Source organism: Arsukibacterium sp. (genome assembly GCF_033722355.1).
GTDB lineage: Bacteria > Pseudomonadota > Gammaproteobacteria > Enterobacterales > Alteromonadaceae > Alishewanella.
In genome coordinates, this window is record NZ_JAWVZF010000134.1 from 1 (window position 1) to 7840 (window position 7840).

The 7840-nt window shown below is 51.9% G+C and carries 5 protein-coding genes; 3 read left to right on the forward strand and 2 right to left on the reverse strand.

Annotated elements, in window-relative coordinates:
* The 3 genes from R3177_RS11430 to R3177_RS11440 all read left to right on the forward strand — a co-directional run.
* Nucleotides 1-615: mechanosensitive ion channel family protein (locus R3177_RS11430; RefSeq protein ID WP_318971160.1), on the forward strand; the 615-nt coding region annotated here is incomplete at its 5' end.
* Between the two features lie 2 nt (nt 616-617).
* Entirely contained in the window at nt 618-1367 is a 750-nt protein-coding gene (locus tag R3177_RS11435; RefSeq protein WP_318971161.1) for a DUF481 domain-containing protein, read from the forward strand.
* Between the two features lie 155 nt (nt 1368-1522).
* On the forward strand, nt 1523-3844 hold the full coding sequence (locus R3177_RS11440; RefSeq protein WP_318971162.1) for a putative bifunctional diguanylate cyclase/phosphodiesterase: 2322 nt from the start codon (nt 1523-1525) through the stop codon (nt 3842-3844).
* On the opposite strand, the gene sbcC is transcribed toward R3177_RS11440, so the two are convergent.
* Together sbcC and R3177_RS11450 are read right to left on the reverse strand one after the other, a co-directional pair.
* Nucleotides 3834-6863, reverse strand: a complete 3030-nt coding sequence (gene sbcC, locus R3177_RS11445) for an exonuclease subunit SbcC (protein ID WP_318971163.1) — start codon at nt 6861-6863, stop codon at nt 3834-3836. The two genes, R3177_RS11440 and sbcC, sit on opposite strands and share 11 nt — an antisense overlap.
* Nucleotides 6860-7840 (reverse strand): exonuclease SbcCD subunit D C-terminal domain-containing protein (locus tag R3177_RS11450; protein ID WP_318971164.1); only part of this gene is annotated, 981 nt, incomplete at its 5' end. The genes R3177_RS11450 and sbcC, both read right to left, overlap by 4 nt.

The window sequence follows — 7840 nt, forward strand, 5'->3', positions numbered from 1 at the left end:
CTGATGGCGTTATCACAACTGGGGGTACAGACAACCTCCTTTATTGCTATTCTTGGGGCTGCGGGTCTGGCCATCGGTCTGGCACTGCAGGGGTCGTTAGCCAATTTTGCTTCAGGCATTCTGATTATTCTGTTCCGGCCATTTAAAGCCGGTGATTTTATTGATGGTGGCGGCGTTAGCGGCACCGTAGAGAAAATTGAAATTTTCCAGACCCAGATGAAAACCCCGGACAATAAGCGGGTTATTGTGCCAAATGCTCAAATCACCAGCAAACCTATTACCAATTATTCGGCAGAGCCGATCCGCCGGGTCGATCTGGTTATTGGCATTGGTTATGACTCTGATTTGTTGCTGGCGAAAAAAACACTGGAAGACATTTTGCAAAACGATGAGCGGGTGCTGGCCGAGCCTGCATTCAGTATTAAGGTTGCCGCCCTCGCTGATTCTTCTGTCAATTTAAACGTCCGGCCCTGGGTTAATTCAGCTGATTACTGGGGCGTTTACTGGGATACCCTGGAAAAAGTGAAGCTAACCTTTGACGAGAAAGGCATTGGTATTCCATTCCCGCAAATGGACGTGCATTTAATTAAAGATCAAACTGAAAGTAAGGAGTAAGCATGAAGTTTTTCACTGTACTGGCACTGGGCAGCCTGGCTGTCAGCAGCGCCCTCAGTGCTCAGGAAGCCAATGATGACGATAAAGTATGGCAAATTTCAGCTGAACTTGGTGCCATTACCACTTCGGGAAACACCGTGGGCACATCCATTACCGGTAAACTGGATGTCCGGCAGGAACTGGAGCAGTGGAGCAATCAGTATATTGTCAGTGCTTATTTTAAAGAGGACGAAAAAACCGATGCTGATGGTAATACCGTAACCGAACGGTCTGCCGAACGTTATCTTATTTCGGCTAAAGGTGCCTATAAACTGGATACCGAGCACGATAACCTGTTTATTATCGGCTCGCATACCAGTGACGAGTTTGGCGCTTTTGAGACATATAATACCGTAGCGGTGGGTTACGGAACCCGGCTTTACGATGCGGAAACCCAGCATCTGGATGTAGAAATAGGTCCGGGTTATTTCAGTGGTACCCGGGCCACCGGCGAGTCTGAAAGCGGCCTGATTGTTCGTGGCGCAGCAGCTTACAACTGGCAAATCAGTGAGTCAGCAGCTTTCAGCCAGACATTGAGCGTTGAATACGGTGACGACAATACCCGTACCATTGCCGAAACCGCGGTAACAGCGAAAATTAACGGTGCTATGCAAATGAAAGCGGCTTTTTTGGTCCAGAACGATTCTGAAGTGCAGCCCGATAAAGAAAACACGGACACCCAAACCTCGCTTACCCTGGTCTACTCGTTTTAATGTTAACAGCCTTAGCCGGATTAACCGGCTAAGGCTTTATTATTTAATATAAATTTCATTAATTCTGTTTTTTAATCTACATTTTTAAACTATGCTGTAACCTTACAGCAAGCCACTAACAAAGACTTGCCATTTGCAGTTGAGATGTAATAAAAATGAAACAATCACGCTCTGCCAGAATGCTGCGTCTGTACCCCATTATTGGTGTGCTGCTGTACATTCTGCTTGGCGTATTCTGGATATTATTCAGCGATCAGTTACTGCTTGGGCTGACTGATGATTCAGCGCAGCTGATTCGTTATCAGACTTATAAAGGCATCCTTTATGTTGCTCTGACCGGATTGCTGGCCTGGCTGCTGTTACGTCAGCATCAGCGCCTGACAGCGTCATTACAGGCAAGTGAACAGGCGTTCAGCCAGACGTTTGACCATGCCGCTGCCGGTATTGCTCATGCCGCCCCGGATGGCCGTTTCCTCAGGGTCAATCAACATTTCGCGGATATGCTAGGCTATAGCCCGGCTGAAATGCGCAATATGTCGTTTCAGCAGATCACCCACCCGGAAGATTTAGATCAGGATCAGCGGCAGTTTGACCAGTTAGCAAGCGGAATGATTTCCAGCTACACCCTGGAGAAACGCTACTTCCACAAAGCGGGATATAGTATCTGGGTAAAACTGGCTGTCGCCAAAGTACCACGCAAACAGCACGATACTTGTTATTTTATTGGTGTGGTGCAGGATATCTCTGCTCAAAAACGGGCAGAACAACAGCTGCTGGAAAGCGAATTACGTTTCAGAACCTTACTGGATAATGCCCCGCAAATCTCGGTGCAGGGTTATGATCAGAATGGCACCACTATTTACTGGAACCGGGCCAGCGAGCTGATTTATGGTTACAGCAAAGAGGAAGCCCTCGGTCGCAGCTTACTGCAGCTTATTATTCCCGACGAGCTTCACCAGGAAGTACGCCAGGCCATGACCTATATGGCTGAACATGCTGAGCCAATTGCGGCAGAGGAGCTGACCTTAAAGCGCAAAGATGGATCGCTTATCTCGGTATTTTCTAACCATGCGGTCGTTAAGCTGCCTGATAAACCACCGCAGATTTTCTGTATTGATATTGATTTAACAGAGCGCAAACGTCAGGCTGCTCAGCTGGCTTTTCTCGCTGAGTTCGATCCGTTAACCCAGTTACCTAATCGCCAGCACTTCAGTAACCGCTTGACCAGTGCAGTGAAACAGGCTAAACGCAACCAGCAGTATCTGGCAGTAATGATCCTGGATTTAGATCATTTTAAGGATATTAACGACAGCTACGGTCACCAGACCGGCGACAACCTGCTATTGCAGGTTAGTGAGCGCCTGAATTTATGTTGTCGCGAAACCGATACCCTGGCCAGGCTTGGTGGTGATGAGTTTGTGTTTCTGGTAGAGCAACTTGCCCAACCGGAAGATGCTGCCAGGGTAGCCGATAAAATACTGCAGCAACTGCACGCCCCCTTTACCCCGGGCCAGCAAACAGAACTTAATGTGGCGGCATCTGTAGGCATTTGCATTTATCCGCTGCATGCAGACAGTGCCGAGGCATTATTACAGGGCGCGGATGCGGCATTATACCGGGCGAAAGCAGATGGCCGTAATACCTACAGTTTTTACTCTGATAGCCTGACAATGCAGGCCAGAGCCAGACTGGTGCTGGAGCAACGCTTGCGTAATGCCATGAAGCAGAACCACTTAACCTGTTACTACCAGCCACAACTGGATATCAGCAGCGGCAGGATTATTGGTGCTGAAGTGTTACTACGCTGGCTCGACCCTGTCGATGGTGTCATTAGTCCGGATACCTTTATCCCGCTGGCCGAAGCCAGTGGTCTTATTCATCCGATTGGCCAGTTCGTGTTAGAACAAGCCTGCCGTCAGGGTAAAGCCTGGCAGCTGGAAGGCCTGCCAAACGTAAATCTGGCTATTAATGTTTCTGCGCAGCAGTTTAATAAAGGCGACTTGCAGCAGAAAATCGCTGCCATTCTGCAAGAAACCGGCTTTGACCCGGCCTGCCTGGAACTGGAGGTGACTGAAAACGCGCTGATGGGTGACGAAGAAGTGGTCATAACAACGATAATGGCCCTGCGGGCAAAAGGAATTAAGCTGGCCATTGATGACTTTGGTACTGGCTACTCTTCCTTAGCCTATTTAAAACGGCTACCGGTAGATGTGCTGAAAATAGACCGGCGGTTTATTGAAAATTTACCGCAAGCCGAAGATGACCGCAGTATTACCGAAGCCATCATAGACCTGGCGCACAACCTGAGGTTTAAGGTGCTGGCTGAAGGGGTTGAAACAGCGGAACAACTGGCGTTTTTGCGCCAGCAGCGTTGTGATTATTATCAGGGATATTATTTCAGCAAAGCAGTGCCTGCCACTGCCTTTGCACAACTTTTGAAACAGCAACGGGACACGCCACCTGTCACTACTGACTGATCCGAACCTGGCTGTAACCAAGCCCTTGTTGCTTCTCCAGTCTTATTTGCACCGGCACCCGCTGCTTCAGCGCTTCGACATGGCTGATAATACCAATCATTTTACCGCTGGCATTCAATTGATCCAGTACCGAGAGCGCACTCTCCAGCGTATCGGCATCGAGGGTACCAAAACCCTCATCCAGAAATAACGAGTCGATCCGGGTTTTATTACTGACTAAATCAGATAATGCCAACGCCAGCGCCAGACTCACCAGAAAGCTTTCACCGCCGGATAACGTTTTAGTATCGCGCGCGGTGTCAGCCTGCCAGGTATCCAGCACCTGCAACTCGAGCTCAGCAGTCGGGTGGCGTGCCAGCTGATAGCGGTTATGCAACAGCTGTAACTGACGGTTCGCCAGCACCACTAACTGCTGCAGGGTCAGGCCCTGGGCAAACCGCCGGTATTTGGCGCCATCGGCAGAGCCGATCAGGCTGTTCAGCCGCTGCCACAGTATCAGTTGCTGCTCCGCTGCTGCAATTTCTGTCAGCAGACTCTGCCGGGCCTGCCGGCGCTTTTGATCACTGCTTAACTGATGTTGCAGTTGCCCCTGTTGTTCGGTAAGTTGCTGCACTTGTTGTTCAAGTTGCTGTAGCTGCTGCTGCAACTGTGGCTCTGTTTCGTTACTTAGTTGCTGCGCAACCAGCTCTGCCACCCGCTGCTGCCGGTCAGCCAATAACCGGTTAGCGGCAGCCTCTGCCTGCTGCAGTTGTTGTTGCAATGCCGTCAGTTGTGCCAGCTCATCCTCACTGAGTAAAGCGCTTAAAAAGCCTGCTTCATCGTCAAAATCACTGGTTGCAATCGCCTGCTGCCATTTCGCCGAGGCCAGTTGCTGTTCAGCAGTGGCCTGTTCCAGCTGGCGTTGCAATTGTTGCTGTTGGCCCGCATAGTGCTGTAGTTGTTGTTGCAGCTGCTGCAGCCGGCTTGCCAGCGTGGCCAGATCATCAGCAGTAGCCGTTGTCGTAGCGGGTTCGGCTTGCTGCAGTGCCTGCCATTGCTGCTGCCAATTGCTCAGCTCGCTGCTGCGGGCCTGCTGTTGTTCAGTCAGGCTTTGTTGTTGCTGGGCCAGTAAAGCGAGCTGATGGGCGACTTCAGCTTGCCGGCGTTCTGTTTGCTGCTGCGCAGCTGCCAGTTGTTGCAATTGTTGTTGCAACTGCTCCAGCTGGCTTAGCTGCTGCTCGCTTGCCTGCAGGTTTTGCTGCAATTGCTGACAGTGGCTATGAAGTGTCTGCGAAAACTCAACGCTGTCAGCTGCGACAGGCTCGGTCAGGTCTTTTAGCAGACGTTGCAGCTCACTGCCTAACTCGTCCAGCTCAGCCTGTTGCTGCAAAGCCTGTTGTTGTAACTGGGCTGATGCTGTGCTCAGTTCAGCCTGCCGGGTGCGTGCCGCTTCACCGGCCCGCTGCACTTCACTGAGCTCGGCCTCTTTTGCGGCCAGTTGCTTCGCGGTTGCTGAGTCATCCAGCTGCTGATATTCGCTGACCGCCGGGTGCTCGGTGCTGCCGCACAGTGGGCAGGGTTGCGCCGGCTGCAAATTGGCGCGGTGTTCTGATAGCTGCATGATCAGCTGCTGCTGCGCCAGCAACTGCTTTTTATCACTGATTTGCTCTGTCAGGTTTTTAAACCGGCTGCGCAGTGTCAGCAGCTGTTCGGTCAGTGGCGCCAGCTGCTGTTGTGTGCCAGCAAGCTGTTGCCGGGTGTCTTCGTGTTGCTGCTGCCATTTTTGTTGTTTTGCCAGCAATTGCTGCGCCTGCTGCAGTTGATACAGCTGTTCCCGCTGTTGCTGCTGCTGCTGGCGCAACGTTGCGCCATCTGTGCCCCGGGTTAGCAAGCTCAGTTGCTGCTGCAAGGTGCTATGGCGTGTAGTGTGTTGCTGCAATGTTATTGTCAGCTGCTGCTGCTGTTGCTGCAAAAGCTGTTGCTGCTGGCTGAGTTTCTGCTGTTGTTGCCTGGTCTGTTGCTGCTCTGTCTTTAACATTTGCCAGCCCAGCCACAACAGCTTACCCTGTTCAAGACGACCTTCTTTCAGGGTTTGCTGAACCTGCTGCTGACCAGTTAACAACGCCTGCTGACGCTCCCTGGCCTGCTGCAGTGTCCGATAAAGTGGATCAAGCTTGCTTGCTGGCTGGTGGCTTTGCAGCCGGGCCAGCCTGGGTTGTTGCTTGTCGCGTTCTGCCCTGAGCTGTGCAACTTCCTGCTGGGTATTCGCCAGTGCCTGCTCTGCGGCATTCAGTTGCTGGCGCCATTGCAGCCTTTGCCGTTGTTGATTGATGGCCTGTTGCTGCTCAGTAAGCTGTACTTTAATTGACGTTAGTTCAGCGGTAAGTCGCTGTTGCTGTTCTGCAGAAAGCAGTTCAGTGGCTGAGGCCTTGGCCTGCAGCAGTTCCAACGCGGTTTTCTGCTCCCGGGCATCGCTGAATACCTGTTCTGAAATCCGGCCATAAATATCGGTGCCGGTCAGCTCTTCCAGTAATTCGGCCCGCTCATTGGCGTCGGCATTTAAAAACGCGGCAAAACTACCCTGTGCCAGCAGCATGGACTTGGTAAAGCGACCAAAATCCAGCCCGGTAAGCTCGGTAATCAGTTTCAGTTTTTCATTGGTTTTTTCCGCCAGAATCGTACCATCCAGCCGGGCCAGTTCAACTTTTGCCGGCTGCAGATTTCCGTCGGCCTGACCGCGGGCCCGGCGCTGACTCCAGAATGCCCGGTATCCCTGACCCGCGACTTCAAACTCAACTTCGGCCAGGCATTCACTGCTGTGGCGGCTCATCAGCTCGTTACTGGTTGGCGAGGTTTTTAACCGCGGTGTCTGATGATATAACGCCAGACATATGGCATCGAGAATAGTGGTTTTACCGGCACCAGTGGGCCCGACAATGGCAAATAAACTGGTACTGTCAAACGGCGGCAGCCGAAAATCAATGATCCATTCGCCGCGCAGCGAGTTCAGGTTTTGCAGCCGCACTGCCAGGATCTTCATGCGCTGTCATCCGTAGGCCGGGTATCAGTAACCGGCGTCTGCTCCAGTACTTTGGCAACCACATGCTGATGCAATGCTGTCAGCTGTTGCTGCTGCTCTGCGGTTAATACTTCATCAGCCAGCCTGGCCTGCCAGACATCAGCCGGCGTCAGTTCAGCCAGGCTGGTTTGCTCAAGCTGCTGCAGGCTGATACCGGTCTGACTGCGTTCGCGGCGCAGCCTCAGTAGCTCTACCGGCAGTTCGCCCAGTAATTTCTCCACCCTCAGCTGCAGATCAGTTAAATAGCCATCGCTGCTGCCGATTACCACTTCCAGCCAAAGTCTTTCGTCACCGCTGATGTTGGCCAGCAGCGGCGCTAACTTGGCCGGTAAACCGGCTAAATCAGTTTTAATACTGGCTAAAGGCTGAAAACAGGGAATAGCGACACTGCTAACGGTTTTGTTGCTGCCAGCAAATTCAACCAGCCACAACTGCTTTTGCTGGCGCGCTTCATCGAAACTGAGCGCTATCGGCGAGCCACTGTAGCGGATATCGGTTGTACTGTTCAGTTGCTGGGCCTGATGGATATGGCCCAGCGCAATGTAGTCGGCAGGCGGAAAGGCGCTGGCTGAAAAAGCTTCTAAGGTACCGATATAAATATCGCGTACCGATTCCGACTGGCTGACACCCACCGTGGTTAAGTGGCCGGTCATCATGATAGGTAACTGTAGCTGATGCTGCTGATTATACTGCTGAGCCAGTGTAAATAATTGCTGGTAGTGTTCAGCAATCGCCTGCTGCAGGTTCTGCTGTTTTTGCTGACCACTCTGCCCGGCCTGGCTTTGCAGTAAATCGCGCGAACGCAAAAAGGGTACTGCCGCCAGCAGACAGCCGGCCTGATTGTCGCTGTTGTTTAATGCGATTAACTGTTGGGATAACTCCGCTGGCACAATGGGTATCACGCTGGTATTCAGCTTTGCCAGCAACTGTTTGCTTTC

Excerpts from the sequence above, each read along its gene's own strand:
- R3177_RS11435 (WP_318971161.1), top strand. The coding sequence starts at position 618 with ATGAAGTTTTTCACTGTACTGGCACTGGGCAGCCTGGCTGTCAGCAGC.
- R3177_RS11440 (WP_318971162.1), top strand. The coding sequence starts at position 1,523 with ATGAAACAATCACGCTCTGCCAGAATGCTGCGTCTGTACCCCATTATT.
- sbcC (WP_318971163.1), bottom strand. The coding sequence starts at position 6,863 with ATGAAGATCCTGGCAGTGCGGCTGCAAAACCTGAACTCGCTGCGCGGC.